General features: G+C 72.3%; 13 protein-coding genes and 1 pseudogene. 6 read left to right on the top strand and 8 right to left on the bottom strand.

Annotated elements, in window-relative coordinates:
• Positions 1–73 precede the first annotated feature (73 nt).
• The 8 genes and pseudogenes from ER308_RS15885 to ER308_RS15850 form a co-directional block, all read right to left on the bottom strand.
• Positions 74–1,525, bottom strand: coding sequence for an NAD-dependent succinate-semialdehyde dehydrogenase (locus ER308_RS15885; protein ID WP_131155902.1), 1,452 nt, complete (start codon positions 1,523–1,525; stop codon positions 74–76).
• Positions 1,522–2,496 (bottom strand): alpha-ketoacid dehydrogenase subunit beta, encoded by a 975-nt coding sequence (locus ER308_RS15880; protein WP_131155901.1) that lies wholly within the window; start codon positions 2,494–2,496, stop codon positions 1,522–1,524. The genes ER308_RS15885 and ER308_RS15880 overlap by 4 nt, the downstream gene beginning before the upstream one ends.
• The gene (locus ER308_RS15875; RefSeq protein WP_131155900.1) at positions 2,484–3,488 is read right to left on the bottom strand and encodes a thiamine pyrophosphate-dependent dehydrogenase E1 component subunit alpha; all 1,005 of its coding nucleotides are present in this window, start codon (positions 3,486–3,488) and stop codon (positions 2,484–2,486) included. The genes ER308_RS15880 and ER308_RS15875 overlap by 13 nt, the downstream gene beginning before the upstream one ends.
• Before the next feature lie 99 nt (positions 3,489–3,587).
• Positions 3,588–4,841, bottom strand: coding sequence for a M24 family metallopeptidase (locus ER308_RS15870; protein ID WP_131155899.1), 1,254 nt, complete (start codon positions 4,839–4,841; stop codon positions 3,588–3,590).
• A pseudogene (locus tag ER308_RS15865) lies at positions 4,838–5,803 on the bottom strand (NAD(P)-dependent oxidoreductase); the annotation flags it as partial. The gene ER308_RS15870 and the pseudogene ER308_RS15865, both read right to left, overlap by 4 nt.
• 49 nt (positions 5,804–5,852) lie before the next feature.
• Positions 5,853–6,287: a RidA family protein gene (locus ER308_RS15860; protein WP_131155897.1), complete on the bottom strand. Its 435-nt coding sequence runs from the start codon at positions 6,285–6,287 to the stop codon at positions 5,853–5,855.
• 158 nt (positions 6,288–6,445) lie between these two features.
• The gene (locus tag ER308_RS15855) at positions 6,446–7,192 is read right to left on the bottom strand and encodes a sulfite exporter TauE/SafE family protein (RefSeq protein WP_131155896.1); all 747 of its coding nucleotides are present in this window, start codon (positions 7,190–7,192) and stop codon (positions 6,446–6,448) included.
• Positions 7,189–8,862 (bottom strand): amidohydrolase, encoded by a 1,674-nt coding sequence (locus ER308_RS15850; protein WP_131155895.1) that lies wholly within the window; start codon positions 8,860–8,862, stop codon positions 7,189–7,191. Before ER308_RS15850 ends, ER308_RS15855 begins: the two co-directional genes overlap by 4 nt.
• Positions 8,863–9,129: 267 nt before the next feature.
• Between ER308_RS15850 and ER308_RS15845 the strand changes: the two genes are divergently transcribed.
• The 6 genes from ER308_RS15845 to ER308_RS15820 all read left to right on the top strand — a co-directional run bounded on the left by ER308_RS15845 (position 9,130) and on the right by ER308_RS15820 (position 15,222).
• Positions 9,130–10,011, top strand: coding sequence for an NAD(P)-dependent oxidoreductase (locus ER308_RS15845; RefSeq protein WP_131155894.1), 882 nt, complete (start codon positions 9,130–9,132; stop codon positions 10,009–10,011).
• Positions 10,012–10,108: 97 nt separating this feature from the next.
• On the top strand, positions 10,109–11,056 hold the full coding sequence (locus ER308_RS15840) for an alpha/beta hydrolase (RefSeq protein ID WP_131155893.1): 948 nt from the start codon (positions 10,109–10,111) through the stop codon (positions 11,054–11,056).
• Positions 11,053–12,072 (top strand): alcohol dehydrogenase catalytic domain-containing protein, encoded by a 1,020-nt coding sequence (locus ER308_RS15835; RefSeq protein WP_165492159.1) that lies wholly within the window; start codon positions 11,053–11,055, stop codon positions 12,070–12,072. The genes ER308_RS15840 and ER308_RS15835 overlap by 4 nt, the downstream gene beginning before the upstream one ends.
• A gap of 241 nt (positions 12,073–12,313) precedes the next feature.
• Entirely contained in the window at positions 12,314–13,351 is a 1,038-nt protein-coding gene (locus ER308_RS15830; protein ID WP_131155891.1) for a LacI family DNA-binding transcriptional regulator, read from the top strand.
• A 214-nt stretch (positions 13,352–13,565) separates the two neighbouring features.
• Positions 13,566–14,456 carry a cupin domain-containing protein gene (locus ER308_RS15825; protein ID WP_131155890.1) on the top strand — a complete coding sequence of 297 codons (891 nt, stop codon included), beginning with the start codon at positions 13,566–13,568 and terminating at the stop codon, positions 14,454–14,456.
• A gap of 61 nt (positions 14,457–14,517) precedes the next feature.
• Complete coding sequence (locus ER308_RS15820; RefSeq protein ID WP_131155889.1) at positions 14,518–15,222, top strand: SDR family oxidoreductase; 705 nt, start codon at positions 14,518–14,520, stop codon at positions 15,220–15,222.
• Positions 15,223–15,226 lie beyond the last annotated feature (4 nt).

Genomic DNA, 15,226 nt, shown 5'->3' with positions numbered 1-15,226 from the left:
CCCGAGGCGATCTAAGACGGACCGTAGAGGACAAGCGCACGGACGTGCAATGGTTTGCGGCCGCAGATTCGATTCACCAGCCGACGGCCACGTACTTCGTCTCGCAGAACTCGAGCAGCCCGTCGTGCCCGCCCTCGCGGCCGATGCCGCTCTGCTTGACGCCGCCGAACGGCGCGGCCGGGTCCGAGATGAAGCCCCGATTCAACCCGACCATCCCGGACTCGAGGGCCTCGGACAGCGCGAGCCCGCGGCCGAGGTCACCGGTGAACACGTAGCTCGCGAGGCCGTGCTCGGTGTCGTTGGCCGCCTTGATCGCCTCGTCGTCGCTCGTGAACGTCCGGATCGGCGCCACCGGCCCGAAGACCTCCTCGTGGAGCAACACGTTGTCGGGTGCCACGTCGCTCAACACCGTCGGCGGGAAGAACGCGCCGGGCCGCTGGGGCGGCGCGCCTCCGACCTGCACGACGGCACCCTGTTCGACGCCCCGGGCCACGAGGTCGGCCACCTTGTCGCGCTCGGCGTCGGAGACCATCGCACCGACATCGTGCGACTCGTCGAGTCCCGGGCCCATGGCGAGGCCGCCCATCGCTGACGTGAGGCGGTCGCGGAACTCCGCCGCCACCCGCTCCTGAACGAGGAAGCGGTTCGCCGCGATGCACGACGCGCCGCCGTTGCGCATCTTCGCGATCATCGCGCCCTCGATCGCCGCGTCGAGGTCCGCGTCCTCGGTCACGATGAACGGGGCGTTGCCCCCGAGTTCCAACGAGCAGTTCACGATCCGCTCGGCCGCCTGCTGGAGCAGCGTCCGGCCCACCTCGGTGGAGCCGGTGAACGACAGCTTGCGCACCCGCGGATCGGCGAGCGCGGGCCCGACCAGCGACGACGACCGGCTGCCCACGACCACGTTCACGGTGCCGGCGGGCGCGCCCGCCCGGTGCAGGGCGTCGGCGATCGCGAGCGACGTCAGCGGCGCGGCCGAGGCCGGCTTGAGCACCACCGAGCAGCCCGCGGCCAGTGCCGGGCCGATCTTGCGAGTACCCATCGCCGCCGGGAAGTTCCACGGGGTCACCAGCAGCGCGACACCGACGGGCTGGCGCAGCGACATGATCCAGTTCCCGCCGCTGGGGGATCGCAGCAGGTCGCCGTCGAGCCGCACCGCCTCCTCCGCGTACCAGCGGAAGAACTCCGCGGCGTAGCGCGCCTCCCCGCGGGCGTCGGCCAGGCCCTTGCCGTTCTCCATGACGATCAGCCGCGCGACCCGCTCCTGCTCGTCGGCCAGCAGCTCGTAGGCCCGGCGCAGGACCTCCCCGCGGGTACGGGGGGCGGTCGCGGCCCACGCTGGCTGCGCCTCGTGGGCCGCGCTCACCGCAGCCTGGACCTCGGGCTCGCCGCCGTCGGCCACCTCGACGAGCACGTCGCCGGTGGCCGGGTCGAACACGGGGAAGCGGTTCCCGCCGTCGGCGGGCTGCCAGCGGCCACCGATCCACTGGTCGGCCGGGACATCGGGGTACTCGGGCAGGCTCACGCCAGCGCCCTCCTGACCGCGTCCACGACGCGTTCCGCCGTCGGCAACGTCACGTCCTCGAGTTCGTCCGCGCTCGGCAGGGGGACGTGCGGGCTCGTGACCCGCACGATCGGACCATCGAGGTGCCAGAACCCCTCCTCGGCCACGAGCGAGACGATCTCGGCGCCCCATCCGCACAGGCGCGGGTTCTCCTCGACGGTCACGAGGCGCGCGGTCTTACCCACCGAAGCCAGGATCGTCGAGGCGTCGAGCGGGACGAGCGAGCGCACGTCGACCACCTCGGCCGACACGCCCTCCTCGGCGAGCTGCTCGGCGGCCGTCAACGCCCGGGGCACCATCGCCGCGAGCGCGACGATCGTCACGTCCGAGCCCTCGCGCACCACGGTCGCCTTGCCGAGCTCGTCGAGGTGCTCGCCGTCGGGCACCTCGCCCTTGGACGGGTAGAGCGACTTCTGCTCGAGGAAGATGACCGGGTCGGGATCACGGATCGACGCCGCGAGCAGGCCGATGACGTCCCGCGGCGTCGAGGGGGCGACGACCTTGAGCCCGGGGATCGCCATCGCCCAGTTCTCGACCGCCTGCGAGTGCTGCGCGCCGAAGCGCAGGCCCCCACCGTTGGCCCCGCGCAGGACCAATGGCAGGCTCGTCTGACCGTCGGTCATGTAGCGGGTCTTGGCCATCTGGTTCGCGACGATGTCCCAGCAGGTGGCGTAGAAGTCGCTGAACATGATCTCGGCGACGGGCCGCAGTCCCGTCATCGCCGCGCCCATCACCGCGCCGGTGATGGCCTCCTCGCTGATCGGCGTGTCGCGGACCCTGCGGTCCCCGAACTCGTCCTGCAGCCCCGGCGTGGTCTTGAACACGCCGCCCGCGGCGGCGACGTCCTCACCGATGAAGTAGACGCGGTCGTCGCGGCGCATCTCCTGCGCCATCCCCATCGTGACCGCCTCGCGGTAGGTCACTTCCGCCATGAGGAGCCTCCGTCAGCCCAGACGTTGGTCAGGATCACGCTCGGGTCGGGCACCGGCGAGTCGGTGGCGGCGTTGGTGGCGTGATCGACCTCGGCCTCGGCCTCGGCGACGATCGCCTCCAGCGTGGCCGGGTCCACGCCGTCGTCGCGCAACCGCTCGGGATACCGCACGTAGGGGTCGCGGGAGATCCACTCCTCGACCTCCTCGCTCGGCCGGTACGTGCCGGGGTCCGCCCGCGAGTGACCCCCGTGCCGGTAGGTCTTCGCCTCCACGAGCGACGGGCCGCCCCCGTCGCGCGCCCGGCCGACCGTGTCGGTCGCGACCTCGTACACGGCGTCGGGGTCGTTGCCGTCGACGACGAGGCCCTCGAGCCCGTAGCTGGCGGCTCGGTCCGCGGCGGGATGCTCCGTGGCGGTCACCTCCCCGATCGGGGTGTACTCCATGTAGAGGTTGTTCTCGCAGACGAACACCACGGGCAGCTCCCAGACCGCCGCCATGTTCAGCGCCTCGTGGAACGCCCCGATGTTCGTGGCCCCGTCACCGAAGAAGCAGACCGCGACCTGCCCGGTGCCCCGCGCCTGCGCCGACCACGCCGCGCCCACCGCGATCGGCAGGTGCGCGCCGACGATCGCGTACGACCCGAGCGCGCCGTGCCGCACGCTCGTGAGGTGCATCGACCCGCCCTTGCCGCCGCAGATGCCCGACGCGCGGCCGAGCAGCTCGGCCATGAGCGCGTCCATCGGCGCGCCCCGCAGGAGGGTGTGCACGTGGCCGCGGTAGGTGCAGAGCACGTAGTCGTCGGAGCGCATCGCGGCCGCGTACCCCGCCGCGACCGCCTCCTGGCCGGTCGCCAGGTGCGAGGTGCCCTTGACCAGGCCCTTCATGAACAGGTCGTACGCGCGCTGCTCGAACAGCCGGGCACGCGCGATGTCGCGGAACATCGCCACGCGCGTGGCCTCGTCGATCGCGTGCGGATCCGCGGTGGTCGCCATGCTCTTGCTCTCCTGTGTCCGGAGCGCGCCGCCCGCCCCGCGTCCGGGCCGGGCGTGCGCCGCTCACGTTCGATCAGCACGTTCGGTCTAGCACTCGGATCAGTACTCGTTGGCGACGAACAGCTCCTCGGCGGGGAACAGGGTGATCACGTCCGCGCCGTCCCTGGTCACGACGACCTCCTCCTCGATGCGCGCCGCCGAGCCACCGTCCCCGGCGGGGCAGTACGTCTCGAGCGCGAACACCATCCCCTCCTGGATCTCCGCGGGGTGGTCCAGCGAGTTCAGACGGCTGATGATCGGGCGCTCGTGCAGCGCCATGCCGAGACCGTGGCCGAACTGCAACCCGAAGGCCTCCATCTCGCTGGAGAACCCGAACTCGTCGGCCCGCGGCCACAGGCGCGCGATCTCGTCCGTGCCCACCCCCGGTTTCACGGTCTCGATGGCGGCGTCGATCCACTCCCGCGCCTTCTTGTACGCGTCGCGCTGCTTCTGCGTCGCCCGCCCGACGTTGAACGTGCGGTAGTAGCACGTCCGATACCCGTTGAACGAGTGGATGATGTCGAAGAAGGCCTGGTCGCCCGGGCGGATCAGCCGGTCCGCGAAGTGGTGCGGGTGCGGGCTGCAGCGCTCACCGGACACGGCGTTGATGCACTCGACGTCATCGGAGCCGAGGTCGTACAGCATCTTGTTCGCGTGCCCGACGATCTCGTTCTCGCGGATTCCGGGCTTCAGGTGCTCGGTGATCATCTGGTAGGTGCCGTCGACCATCGCCGCGGCGGTCGACAGCAGCAGGATCTCGTCGTGCGACTTGATCTCCCGGGCGTCGAGCATGACCTGCTGGCCGTCGCGCACGTCGATGCCCTCGGCCTGCAGCGCGTGCAGCATCGGCAGCTCGACGAGGTCCATGCCCACCGGCATGTCGGCCACCCCGGCCTCGACGAGGCACTCCTTGATCTCCCGGGCCGCGCGCGTGAACAACCCCGCCTCGGGCGGCACGGCGCCGCGCATGCCGACCATGCCCGCGCGAGAGTTCTCCGGGCTCATCCACGGCGCGTAGAGCCGGTGGACCTTCGCCGCGGACCCGAAGTCCCACAGCACCGGCTCGGCGTTGCCGGGCAACAGGGCGAACCGGGTCATCTTGTCGCGGGCCCACTCACCGATGATCGTGCTCGTGAGGTACCGCACGTTGTTGGGGTCGAAGACGAGCACCGCCCCGAGCTCCGATGTCGACAGTGCCTCGCGGGCACGCCGCAGCCGATACTCGCGCAGGCGCCCGTAGTCGATGCGCTCCTCGTAGTCCACCCCCATGGTCCCGGGTGACGGGACCGTGGACACCGGGAAGTCCTCGCTCATTGCTCTCCCTCCGCATCGTTGTCTCGTAGGCCGTCGGACACCTCGACGTTCTCGGGTTCGAGCTCCATGCCCGCCCCCCGCGCGGCCAGCTCCAGCAGCGCCGCGAAGTCGCTGTCGCCGTGGCCCTCCCCGATCAGGCGCAGGAGCAACTGGTGGGTCTCGGACACGAGCGGCATCGGGACGTCGGCCTCGCGGGCGGCGTCGAGCCCGAGCTCCAGATCCTTGCGCAGCAGATGCGAGGTGAAGGTGGGCGCCCAGTCGAGGTTGACGAGCTGGGGAGTCTTGTAGCGGGTGAACATCGACCCCAGCGCGCTCGAGTTGATGAACGCGAGGAACTCGTGGCGCGACATCCCACCGCGCTCGGCGAGCACCGTGATCTCCGCCATCGATTGCGAGATCACCCCGAGCAGCAGGTTGTGGCAGATCTTGGCGAGCCGGGCCTGTTCCGCGTCGCCGACGTAGGTCACGCTCTGGCCGTACTCGGCGAGCACCGGTTCGGCGCGCTCGAACGCCGACGGGTCCCCCGACACCACGACCCCGAGGCGGCCCGCGGCAACGACCTTGGGGCTGCCGCTCACCGGCGCGGCCAGCACCTCGACCGGCCGATCGGCGACCGCGGCCTTGACCCGTTCCGCCGCGGCGATCGCGATCGTGGACGAGTCGCAGACCACCTCGGGCGCGCGGTCGGGATCGGTCAGCAAGCCCCCGTCGCCGGTCATCGCGCTCTCGAACGCGGCGGAGTCGGCCAACATGGAGCAGACCACGTCGCGGCCGGCGAGCTCCACGGGACGGTCGACGACTTTCGCCCCCTGCGCGGCGAGCGGCTCGGCCTTCTCCCTGGTGCGGTTCCAGACCGCGACGTCGAAGCCCGCCGCGAGCAGCCGCTCCACCAGCAGCGCGCCCATCCGCCCGGTGCCCATCCAGCCCACCGTCGGCGCCGCCCGATCGGTCTCGCCCATACCGTTTCCTGCCTCTCGCTCGCCGTCGGTCCTTGCGGCCCCGTGCGCTCGCTCAGTCCGGTGCCACGGCGATGGCCTGGACCTCGAGGCGCAGCCGCGGGTCGGTCGCGAGGCGCGAGACCTCGACCGTGGTGCTGGTCGGCAGGTGGTCGCCCAGGTACTCGCCCTGCCGCCGGTTGATGTCGTCCTGGTCGCCGTCGACGTCGACGAGGAACCGCGTCAGGCACACCACATTGGAGGGCCCGCACCCCGCAGCCCGCAGCGCCTCGTCGAGGTGGCGGAAGGTGAGCTCGGCCTGCGCGTCCGCGTCGAGCGGAATGGTGTCGAAGTCCTCGGGGCGGTGGGGGTGGTCGTGGTACGTGGGCGCCGCCGTGAAGCCCGAGAGGAACACGAGGCTCCCGCCGTGCACCTTGATCGCGGGAAGGAATAGCGAGTTGATCGCGGGGTCGTAGCCGTCGTGGTGGACGGCCTCGAGATGGGGTCCCATGACGTTCGCGGCTCCTCCGTCTCCTGCCTCTGCACCCTGCCTGCCGTCGCCCCCCCGGGGCGCTCCTGCCGGGAGCGCTCCGGCCGGCCCGCCCGCTGCCACCCGCAGCGTCGCAAACGATTGCTAGCAGGTCAATCCCCGTCCGACAAACCGCCCGCTCACGCCGGCCATCCGGCCCGCACCACGAGGCTCGCCGCGAGGAGCACGAGCACGCCGAGCACCGCCCGGTCGAACCCTCGGTGTCCGAGCCGGGCGCCGAGCCACATCCCGACCGGCAGCGCGAGCAGGGTCGGCACGAGCGCGAGACCGGCGGCGAGCAGCCGCTCGGACGTGTAGAGGCCGCCGGCCGCAATCGCGAGCACGTGCGCCACGCCGAACAGCTGGAACAGGACCGCGACGGTGAACACGTAGCCGTCGCGCGACAGCCCCAGCCAGTGAGCGTACGTGGCCACCACCGGTGCCGAGATCCCGGTCGCGCCCTGCAACAGACCCGAGCCAGCCCCGACGAACGGGGACAGGACGCGGTTGGCCTCCGCCGACAGACGCAGGTCGGGACGCCGCCAGCGCAGCGCGAGGTACGCGATGACGAGCGCGGCCAGGACCAGCGACAGGCCACGCTCGGGCACCGTCGTCAGCGCGACGGTGCCGACCGCCACACCCGCCAGCCCGGCGAGGATCAGGAGGCCCAGGGCGGACACCTCGGCGCGGCCTCGCCAGTGGTGCACCAGCAGCCACGTGTTCGTCGCGAGGTTGGGGAGCGCGATGACGACCACGGCCTCCTCGACCCCGACGAACAGCGCGAGGGCCGGGGTGGCCAGCAGCGGGAGCCCGACGCCGGTGGCGCCCTTGATGGCGGAGCCGACGGCGATGGCGGCGAGGACGAGGAGCAGCTCGGCAGCGGTCACGCCGAGGGGTCCGCGAGGTGCGCGAACGCGCCCTCCGCGTGCAGCGCGCGGCCGTCGACGACGGTGAGCTCGGCGCGCAGCTCGCGGATGCGGGCCTCGGGCACGGTGAAGTAGTCGTCGTCGAGGACCGCCAGGTCCGCCCGAGCACCGGGTCGCAGCGTGCCGCGTTCGTGCTCCTCGAACGAGAACCACGCGCTGCCCGCCGTGTAGCAGTGCAGCGCCTCCTCCCGCGTCAAGCGTTCGCCGGGATCCCGCGGGGGGCTGCCGTCGAGCGTGCCCCCGGTCACCAGCCACCACAGCGAGACCCAGGGATTCGGCGACGCGACCCGGGTCGCATCGGTGCCCGCGCCGACGGGGATCCCCGCGTCCCTCATCCGACGCAACGGCGGTGCGGTGGCGGCCACCTCCGCACCCCAGGCGGCCGCCGAGTCGCCGCCCCGGTAGACCAGCCGATCCTGCACGCCGATCCCCGCGCCGAGCGCCTCGAGCCGCCCGAGGTTGCGCGACGAGATCGCGTCGGCGTGGGCCAGCGACCAGCGCAGCCCGGCCAGCGGGGTGTGCGCGTCGATGCGCTCCCACACGTCGAGCACGGCATCGATCGTCTCGTCGCGGATCGCGTGCAGGTGCAGCGGCCAGCCGCGCGCGGCGATCCGCTCGCCCACGCGCTCGAGCACCGCGGCGCTCTCGGGCGTCACCTCGTGCGGGGCGAGCCCCTCCATGTCGTGGCAGCCGAAGGCCGCGATCTCGCCGATGCCGGTGAGGCGCAGCCACGGGTCCCCGAACCCGCTGGCCTGGTGCCGCAACCAGCCATCGACATCGGCCTCCTCCTGCCCGGGCGCGGTCGGACACACGTACAAGCGGGTGCGCAGCGGCAGGGCGTGGCCGCGCCAGAGCTCGAACAGCGGCGCGTACGTGTCCGCGTCCATGCCGAACCCGCCGGGATCGACGACGCCGGTGAGCCCGAACGCGAGGAGGTGCTCGGCCAGCTGCCGGGTCGAGGCGACGGCGGCTGCCCGGTCGGGCGCCGGGACGGCGGACAGGACCGCGTTGAACGCCGGGACGCCGGTCACCACGCCGGTCGGTGCGCCCTGCTCGTCGCGCAGGAACCGCCCACCGGCGGGATCGGGCGTCCCGGCGTCGAGCCCGCAGGCCCGCATGGCCGCCCGGTTGAGCAGGGCGCGCTCGTAGAGCAGCTGGACGTAGACGGGGTGGTCCGGCGCGACCTCCTCGAGTTCCGCGAGCGTCGGCTCGCGGTGCTCGACGAACTGGCCCGGGTGCCACCCGCCCACGACCGCCAGCCACTCCCCTCGCGGGCGCTGCCGGGCCGCGCGTGCGATTACGTCGAGGCCCTCCCGCAACGACGGGACCTCGTCCCAGCGCAGCTCCCACGACCAGGTGAGGCCCGCCCGCACGACGTGAACGTGCGAGTCGATCAGCCCGGGCACCACCGTGCGGCCCTGCAGGTCCACCACGACGGTGCCGGGACCGGCCGTCGACCGGCACTGCTCGTCGCTGCCGACGGCCAGCACCCGGCCGTCGGCGATGGCCACGGCACGCTCGCGGCCCAGCCCCAGGCCGACGAACACCTCGCCGCCGGTCAGAACCAACTCCGCCGAGCGGGTCGCCCGGCCGCCGACGCGCTCGGCCAGCGGTGGCATCGCCGTTTCCATCACGCCTCCTCCCTCGCCGGGGCGGTGCCCGTACCCGCGATCCACACCGAAGCGGTGGCCTCGGGGGTGCCCGCGACCGGGATCATGCGGATCGTCGCCGACGAGCACAACCGTTTGCACCCTCGAGGGCGTCCGGCACCCCTTCGGGGTTGCAACCCTTTGCTGCAGGGGCCGGGGCACCTATGGTGCACGCAGACCGACGCCACGCGGGCACCGCTCCGGGCCGCCGAGAACCCGATACGACCCCGACACGGAAGGTGGACACCGATGGCCGACATCGCCCTCATCGGCACCGGCAGGATGGGCGCCGCCATGGCCGGCACGCTCGCGCGCAGCGGGACCGACGTCGTCCTGTTCAACCGGACGCGCGCGACGGCGGAGGCGGTCGCGGAACAAACCGGTGCGGCCGTGGCCCGGACCGCCGCCGAGGCCGCCGCCAGCGCCCCCGTGGTCCTCACCAGCCTCTCCGACGACAACGCCGTTCGGGCCGCCTTCCGCGGGCCCGAGGGCGTGCTCGCCGGCGCCACGCGGGGCGCCCTGGTGTTGGAGACGAGCACGATCGACCCGCAGACGGTCCTCGAGCTGGGCCCCGAGGCCGACGCGGCGGGGGTGCGGCTGCTCGACGCGCCGGTCTCGGGCAGCGTGCCGGTCGTGGAGCGCGGCGAGCTCGTGTTCATGATCGGTGGCGAGGCCGACGCCGTCGACCGGGCCCGTGACGCGATCGCCCCGCTCGCACGCAAGGTCGTCCACGTCGGCGACCGCGGCGCCGGCGCGACGATGAAGCTCGCGGTCAACGGCATCGTCCACGCCCTCAACATGGCGCTGTCCGAGGCTCTGGTGCTCGCCGAGCGGGCGGGGGTCGACCGGGGCGCCGCCTACGAGGTCATCGCGTCGAGCGCGGTCGCCGCCCCGTTCGTCGAGTACAAGCGACAGGCGTTCGAGCACCCGGAGGAGGCGAGCGTGGCGTTCAGCCTCGACCTCGTCGACAAGGACCTCGACCTCATCCTCCAGCTCGCCGAACGCGTCGACCTCACGATGCAGCAGGCGGCCGCCAATCGCGGGATGGCGGAGCGGGCGGTCACTGCCGGCCTCGGCTCGCAAGACATGAGCGCGGTCGCAGGGCTCCTGCGCGGCGAGCTGGGCTCCTGACGTTTCCGACCGGCCCGACCGGCCCGGGCGTTCCGACCGGCCCGGGCGTTCCGACCGCCCGGCCTCCCCGGGCGTTGCATCCGGCGAAAGGCGCGTCATGCACCGCGAGATCGAGTTCCCCAGCGAGCACCCCGACGAGCGCATCCGCGCGGACCTCTACACGCCGGATCACGGGCAGGGCCCGTGGCCGGTGGTGGTGATGGGCGGCGGGTGGTGCTACGTCAAAGAGCTGATCATGCCCGAGTACGCGCAGTACTTCCTCGATGCGGGCTGCGCCGCGCTCATCTTCGACTACCGCCACATGGGGGCCAGCGATGGCGAGCCCCGCCAGCACATCGACCCGTGGAAGCAGATCGCGGACTACCGCAGCGCGATCGACGCGGTCAGCTACCTCGACGAGTTCGCCGGCGAGTTGGACCCCGAGCGCATCGGCATCTGGGGGATCTCCTACAGCGGGGGCCACGTGCTCGCGGTGGGCGCGCTGGACTGGCGCGTCGAGTGCATCGTGTCGCAGATCCCGGTCATCGAGGGCTGGTACAACTCGATGCGGGCGCACGGCTCGGTCGGGTTCCGGGAACTCACCGAGCTCGTGCACGAGGAGCGGCGGCGGCGCTACCTCACCGGCGAGCACCGCACCCTCCCCCACTCCGGTGATCCCAAGTCCGAGGTCGTCACCTGGCCGCATCCCGAGACGCGTCCGGTCTTCATGCGGATCAAGGAGGAGTCCGCGCCGCGCCACGAGCACTACAGCACGATCGCCTCGGTGGAGGGCGTCTGGCAGTACGACATGAACCCGTACCTGCCGCGGATCCTCGACACGCCCACACTCATGATCGTCGCCCACGGGGACGATCTGACGATGTGGGAGCGCGAGATCCCCGCCTTCCAGCGCATCGCCACGGACAAGAAGAAGCTGTTCGTCCAGCGCGACAGCACGCACATGACGATGTACTCGAACCTCTCGCACCTCGAGGTGGCCGCACGGCAGGCGGCCGACTGGTACCGACAGTGGCTCGTCGCCCCCCGTTCCGAGGTGCCGTCGTGAGAGCGGCGGTGCTGAAGGAGTTCGGTGCGGCGCCGGTCGTCGAGGAGGTCGCCGAGCCGCCGTGCGGGCCGTCCGACGTGCTGGTGCGCACGAGCGCCGCCGGCGTCTGCCAGACCGACGTCAAGATCGTGGACGGGCTGGTGCCCACCGTCGAGCTGCCCCGGGTGCCCGGCCACGAGATCGCGGGCGAGGTCGCCGAGCTCGGCCGCGACGTGACCGGCTTCTCCGAGGGCGAGCGGGTGCTCGTGAGCCTCGATGTCTCGTGCGAGTCGTGCCGGTACTGCCTGATCGGCAAGTTCGACTACTGCGAGGCCTTGCGGCGGGTGGGCTTCGAGCAGGACGGGGGTTGGGCCGACCTCGTTCGGGTGCCGGCGCGGAACCTGTTGGCGGTGCCCGACGGGGTCACGCTGGCCGAGGCCGCGACGATCCCCGACGCGGTGGGGTCGCCGTACCACGCCGTCGTCGGGCGCGCCGGGGTCCGCGTGGGCGACGTCGTGGCGGTCTACGGTCTGGGCGGCCTCGGGCTCGCGGCGGTCCAGATCGCCCGTGTGGCGGGGGCCCGGGTGATCGCGATCGCCCGGACCCCCGAGCGGCGCGAGCTGGCCGAACAGCTCGGGGCGAGCTGGTCGATCGATCCACGCGACGGGCCGGTCGGCGAGCAGGTCCGCGAGCTCACCGACGGGCTCGGCGTCGACGCGTTCTTCGACGTCGTCGGCGCCGAGGGCACGGTCGAGCAGGGCGTGCTCGCCTGCCGCAAGGGCGGCCAGGTCGTGATCGTCGGCTACGTCGTGCCCGAGGTCTCGGCACCGACGGTGGGGCTCGTCTACGGCGAGGTGTCGATCCGCGGGTCTCGCAGCTCGACCCGTGACGAGCTGGAGCGCGCCACACGCCTCGTCGCCGAGCGCCGGGTCACCCCCGTGATCGGCCGCGAGCTCGGGCTCGACGAGGTCGGCCGCGCGCTCGAGGAGCTCCGCTCGGGCACCGTCATCGGACGGCCAGTCCTCACCCTCCCCTGAGGTCGGGGCAACCGGGTCGACGGCGCGCCCGCCCGGCGCGCTGGGCGACCACCCTGGGATCGAGACGAACGCTGCTAACCTTTGCGGGCGGCTCCGCCCACGACGTGCAGGCAGCATCGCGTCACGCAACGCGCCGGCGGAACGGCTGCCCGCACGGATACGGCACCGGTTGCGCCCGATCGTCGATCCACTCGGCCGACGATCGTGGTCCACGAACCCTTGAAGCCCGGAAGGCGCTGGCATGGACGGCAGCGAGGCGACGCATCGTGACAACGTCCCCGTCACGCTGCACGACGTCGCGCGCGAGGCCCAGGTCCACGTGTCGACCGTCTCGCGCGCCCTGGACCCGAGCAAGTCCTCGCTGGTGAGCGACCGTACGCGGGAGCGGGTCGCCGCCGCCGCGGAGTCGCTCGGCTACCGGCGGCACCTCGTGGCCTCCGGACTCCGACGCGGCCGGACCTTCACGGTCGGCGTGGTCGTTCCGGACATCGCGAACCCCATCTACGCCCCGGTCGTCCGCGGCATCGCCCACACGCTCGACGACGAGGGCTACATGCCGGTCGTCGCCGACACCGAGGACGACGACGAGCGGTTCGCCCAGGTGATCAACCACCTGCTGAGCCGCCGGATCGACGCGCTCATCACCACCGCGGCCCGCGAGCGCGACGAACCACGCCTGCGGTCGCTGTGGGCCAGCGGGACCCCGGTCATCCTCGCGGTGCGGACCCTGTCCGGCAGCGGACTACCGTCGGTGGACTCGAACGATGAGGCCGGCGCGGCGATGGCCGCGCGCCACCTCTGGGATCGGGGGCACCGGGTCGTCGCCCAACTGCGCGGACCGCACGACGTCGAGCCGTTCTCAGCACGCGGGCGGGGCTTCGTCGAGGAGGCCGAGCGGCTCGGGTTCGAGCTGCGCACGATCGACGAGGAGGCCGCGCGACCCACGATCGAGGACGGCGAGCACGTGGCCGATCGGCTCCTGACCGCTCACCCGGACGTGACGGCGGTGTTCGCCCAGAACGACCTGCTCGCGCTCGGGCTCCTGATGAGCCTGCGTCGCCTCGGCCGGAACTGTCCCGACGACCTCGCGATCGTCGGCTACAACGACGCCATGTTCGCCGCCCATTCCGATCCGCCCCTCACCACGGTGCGCCTGCCGACCTACGAGGTGGGCCGGCACGCCGGGGCCACCGCCGTCGCGTGCATCGACCGCCCCCACACCCCTCCCCCGCGCAGGTCCGTGACCCCGGAGCTCATCGTGCGAGCCTCGACCGGCTGACGGCCACCCACCGGTCGCGGTCGTCGAGGACGCCGGGCGGCCCGGATCCCGCGTCCCACGACGACCACCTTCCGTCAGCGATCCACCTCCCAGGCGGACGGGAACCTCCTCCCGACCGCCTCGAGCCGCAAACCATTGCATTCCCACGCGACGCTCCTCTACGGTGCCTGACGGCACGGTCGGCCAGGGTGGTCACGAGAGGAGAGTCGAACCTATGGCCCCACTCCACGTCGTACAGCGGGCCGACGAGGCGGTCTACGAGACCCCGGAGGAGTTCGCCGGTCGGAGCAGCGGGTTCCGCCGCTGGCAGCCGGTGGACGAGGCCGGGCCCTCGGTGCACATGGGCTTCGGGGTCTGCGAGCTCGACCCCGGCGGGTACGTCCCCTGGCACGTCCACGCCTACGAGGAGAGCTTCTACGTCCTCGAGGGCGAGGTCGTGTGCGAGACGAGCGCGGGCGCCGTGCTCCTCACCCCCGGGGACTACGGCCTCATCCCCTTCGGTGGCTCGCACCGATGGCACAACCCCGGTGACGCGCGCGTGCGCTGGGCCGAGATGCTCGCCCCGCAGCCCCGCGCCGAGCTCGACGACCTCTTCCTCGTGGATCCGCCGTTGCGGGACCCGGGGGAGCCGATCCGGCTCGACGTTCGCGATCCGCGGACCCGCTCCTTCGGGCACATCGAGCCGAGCAACATGGAGGTGGACAAGCAGAGCCAGGACCAACTCGCCGTCTCGGCGAGCATGCGCACCGCGCTGCTGGTCTACAGCGGGATCACCGTCAAGATGATGGTCGACAGCGACCTCGGCGCGGACCTGTCGACCATGTTCATGGTCCAGTACGTCCCGCACGGCGTCGCCGGAGCCCACGACCACCCCTTCGAGGAGGCGTACCTGATCCTCGAGGGCGAGGTCGAGGCGACGCTCGACGGGCGGACCCACCGGCTCGGCCCCGGGGACATCGCCTTCGCCGGCGTCGGGTCCCGCCACGCGTTCAAGAACCTCGGCGACGGTCCCGTCCGCTGGCTGGAGACGCAGGCGCCCCAGCCTCCCGGTCGGGACTCCTACCGCTTCGCCCGCGACTGGCAGTACCTGCGCGACCTCGGGTGAGTCGGCCGGTACGGGCGACGACGCGCACGAGAAGCGACCGCGAGAAGAGGAGCTGATTCCCATGGCAACCGATGGCTGCATCGTCGTGGTCGGCGGGACCGCCGGCCTGGGACGCGAGCTCGCGCAGCACTACGCCGACGCGGGCCACGAGGTCGTGCTCACCGGTCGTGACGCCGAACGGGCGGCGCAGGTCGCCAAGGAGGTCGGCGGGCGCACGAGCGGCCTCGGCTTCGACCTGGCCGAACCCGAGGGCATCGCGGACGCCACCGCCGGGATCGGCCCGGTCTCGCGCCTCGCACTGGTCGGGATCGAGCGCGACAACAACACGGTGCGCGAGTTCAACATCGCCGCCGCTCGACACCTGGCCGCCCTGAAGCTCGTCGGCTACACCGAGGTCGTCCACGCACTGGCCGACCGCTTGTCCACCGAAAGCTCGATCGTGCTGTTCGGCGGGCTCGCGAAGGACCGTCCCTACCCCGGGTCGATCACGGTGTCCACGGTCAATGGTGGCGTCACCGGGATGGTGACCGCCATGGCGACCGAGCTCGCCCCCATCCGGGTGAACGCGCTCCACCCGGGGATCGTCGCGGACAGCCCGTTCTGGGCGGACAAGCCGGAGTCGGTGCTGGAGGGCTTCCGCTCGCGCACCCCCACCGGCCAGCTCGCGACCATGGCCGACGTCGTCTACGCGGCGGAGTTCCTGCTGGAGAACCCCTCGATGAACGCGGCGAACCTGCACGTCGAGGGTGGCGCGCTGATCATGTGAGATC

The sequence above is a fragment of the Egibacter rhizosphaerae genome, assembly GCF_004322855.1.
In the GTDB taxonomy this organism is placed as follows: Bacteria; Actinomycetota; Nitriliruptoria; order Euzebyales; family Egibacteraceae; genus Egibacter; species Egibacter rhizosphaerae.
This window is presented reverse-complemented; position numbering and strand designations above follow the sequence as displayed.